We start from the raw sequence: 3,045 nt of genomic DNA, 5'->3' as shown, positions 1-3,045 counted from the left end.
GTTCATGAGTCGGCTCGATACTTGCGCTTTTTGGTACGGGCTTGATCCGCGCGCTTTTATAAGAAGCCGAAACTAACAAATTTAGCGCGTGATGGGCGCAGGAAATGTCGCGATGCTCGACCTCGGCGCTCCCGGTGCTTAGGCTTGCGATCAATTGATCAACCAGAGTCAGCCCATGACCCGTGACACCCTCGAACACAACCAAATCCCGATCTACTTCGTCGCCGTGCTCCTGGCGGTCGCATTTGGCGTGTTCGCCCCTTTGTCAGCCCAAGGTCTTGGCGTGCTGGTCACACCTGCCATCGCAGTGCTGATGTATGCCATGTTCCTGCAAATTCCGTTTCTGGACCTGCGCCAGGGCCTGGGTAATAAACGCTTTATCTGCGCATTGCTGCTGGCCAATTTCATTCTGGTGCCCTTGCTGGTGTGGGCGTTGACCCGGGGCCTGGTGGAACGCCCGGCGTTGCTGGTGGGCGCGCTGCTGGTGTTGCTTACGCCGTGTATCGACTATGTGGTGGTGTTTACCCATATCGGCAAGGGTGACTCGCGGCTGATGCTGGCGACGACGCCGGTGTTGTTGTTGCTGCAATTGGTGCTGCTGCCGGTGTACCTGAGCTTCATGCTGGGCGCCCAGTCCGCCGTGGTGGTGGCGGTGGGGCCGTTTGTCGAGGCGTTCCTGTTGCTGATTGTGCTGCCGATGGTCCTGGCGGTGCTGACCACCTGCCTGGCGCGGCGCTCAAGCGCTATCAATGTTTGGAACAACGCCTGGGCCTGGCTGCCGGTGCCGGCGATGGCGTTGGTGCTGTTTGTGGTGATCGGCTCGCAGATCACTTCGGTGGTGCGCGATATTGCGTTGTTGTTGCCGGTGATCCCGGTGTACCTCGGCTTCCTGTTGCTGGCGCCGCTGATAGGCGCGCTGGCTGCGCGGTTGTTTGCGTTGCCTGCTGTTGCCGCGCGGGCGGTGACCTTCAGTGCTTCGACGCGCAACTCATTGGTGGTGCTGCCACTGGCGTTGGCCCTGCCTGAAGACGTGCGCGGGCTGGCCGCAACGGCGGTGATCCTCCAAACCCTGCTTGAGCTGGTGGGCGAGCTACTATACATCCGGCTGATTCCCGCGCTGGTGTGGCGCGCCGGTCGATAAGTCCATAAATACTCGGATTTGTTCAGGCGTTATTCAGGGGTGGAGTCGGCACCATGGAGTCGGCGTACCCCACCTGAAAGGACATTCGATGGATCACCGCAGCCGTTATCGCCTGGAGTCTCTGGGCCTGTTTCTGATCGCTTTATTGCTGTTTACCTTGGGCATCTGGGACGAGCAACCCCAAGGCTTTGACGGGCGCTGGGCGTTGTTCATGCAGGAAATGTTTCGCCATGGCGCGAGTCTTTTTCCTACCACCTACGGCCAGCCGTACCCGGACTATCCCGGCACTGCGACTTTCTTCAGTTTTGTGTTTGCCCGCCTGTTCGGTGCGCCGAACCACCTGGCCAACGTACTGCCGACGGCCCTTGCTGCGGCGGGCGTGATCACCCTGATCTATCGCCTGCTGGTGCCGTTCAGTCGGCCTTGGGCATTGCTGACGGTGCTGCTGACGCTGCTTACCACCCAATTGCTCGATAAGTCGCGCTCGGTCTGCCTGGACCTGATGGTCGCGCTCTTATGCGTAGGCGGCTTCTACCTGCTGCACACGGGCGAGCGTCTCGGGTCACGGCTTCGACAGTTGGCGGTGTTCCCGTTGTTTGTGCTGGCCTTCGCGATTCGTGGGCCTTTGGGGCTTATCGAAGTCTGCGGCGTGGTGTGCGTTTACTGGGCGTTGGGCAAGCCGGGCGAGCGGGTCAAGCAGGTGTTGATCCATGGTTTTGTCGGGCTGCTGTTGCTCGGGGCCTGCTGGTGGGCGCTGATGAAGCTGGCGCGTTTCAGCGGTGGCGAGGCCTTTGCCGACGATGTGTTCAGGATGCAGGTCAGTGGGCGCCTCGACGAGTCCGGCGAGCCGTTCTACTTCTACTTCAAGCTGAGTTTGTATCGCTATTTCCCGGTGGTGCCGTTGGCGTTGGCGGCGATGATCGCGCTGCGGCATCGCTGGTCTGAGCGCTGGGTCAACGAAGACGTGCAAATGGTGGTGCGGCTGGCGGCCTGTGGCCTGATGATCCTGCTCGGGCTGTCGGTGCCGCACTTCAAGCGCGCTTACTACATTCTGCCGATGGTGCCGATGTTTGCCGCTGTCGCCGCCTATGGGCTGCTCCAGGCGCAAAACTGGTTCGTTGGCGTGCGCCGCTGCTACGAATGGCTTGTCGTGGCGCTACCGGCGCTGTGCGTGGTGGTGTTGTTTATCTGCCGGCACACCTGGCAGAAGCACGGTTACTGGCCCGACGTGTCGCTGCCGCCGTTGATTGGCGTGTGGGTGGTGCTGCAAGTGGCGGCGCTGGTTGCCTGGCGTCGCCCGTTGCGCCTGGTGTGGCTCAGTGTGATCGCCTTGGCGGCGCAATGGTTGCTGCTGGTGGTGGTGATCGACCCGGCCAAGGACCTGCAATACGACACCCGCAAGTTTGTCAGCCAGGTAGAGGCATTGCGTGCGTCGCAGCCGGGGCCATTGGTGTTTGTCGACCTTGGCCGCGACACCTGGGCTATCCGCTACATGATGAACCTGACGCACGATGAGCAACCGCTGTTCGTCGCCGGTAACGAGCCCGAGAAGCTCGCCACCCTGCCGCGTCCATCCTGGGTGCTGGTGCCGCGCAAAGAAGCAGCGCTGCTCAAGGGCACGCCGATGGAGCAGCAGGCGCCAAACTTCGAAGGGCGGCTTAACGACAACCCGCTGATGGTGTTTCTACTGAAGTAGCCAGGCGCCTACTTGCACTGGTAGCCCTCGGGCATCGTCACGGTGTAGTTGCGCTGCACGCGGTCCTGGAAGTTGAGGTTCTGCAGGCCCTGTTCGACCAGGAACGCTTCGATCTTGGTGGCCTGGCAGTCTTCGTTGTAGGACATCACCCGCAACACGTACACCGCGCGCCGGCTTGCTTCGTCACGCGCGGTGGCGGTGAAGGTAG

The 3,045-nt window shown here is 61.4% G+C and carries 2 protein-coding genes and 1 pseudogene; 2 read left to right on the top strand and 1 reads right to left on the bottom strand.

Annotated elements, in window-relative coordinates; all coding sequences use genetic code 11:
• Positions 1-175 precede the first annotated feature (175 nt).
• Both FEM54_RS29120 and FEM54_RS29115 read left to right on the top strand, forming a co-directional pair.
• Positions 176-1,141, top strand: coding sequence for an arsenic resistance protein (locus FEM54_RS29120; RefSeq protein WP_138453911.1), 966 nt, complete (start codon positions 176-178; stop codon positions 1,139-1,141).
• Between the two features lie 88 nt (positions 1,142-1,229).
• Positions 1,230-2,837, top strand: coding sequence for an ArnT family glycosyltransferase (locus FEM54_RS29115; protein ID WP_138453910.1), 1,608 nt, complete (start codon positions 1,230-1,232; stop codon positions 2,835-2,837).
• An 8-nt stretch (positions 2,838-2,845) separates the two neighbouring features.
• Here the strand turns inward: FEM54_RS29115 and FEM54_RS29110 are convergent.
• Positions 2,846-3,045, bottom strand: a pseudogene (locus FEM54_RS29110) (hypothetical protein); the annotation flags it as partial.

This window comes from Pseudomonas edaphica (assembly GCF_005863185.1).
Taxonomy (GTDB): domain Bacteria; phylum Pseudomonadota; class Gammaproteobacteria; order Pseudomonadales; family Pseudomonadaceae; genus Aquipseudomonas; species Aquipseudomonas edaphica.
This window is presented reverse-complemented; position numbering and strand designations above follow the sequence as displayed.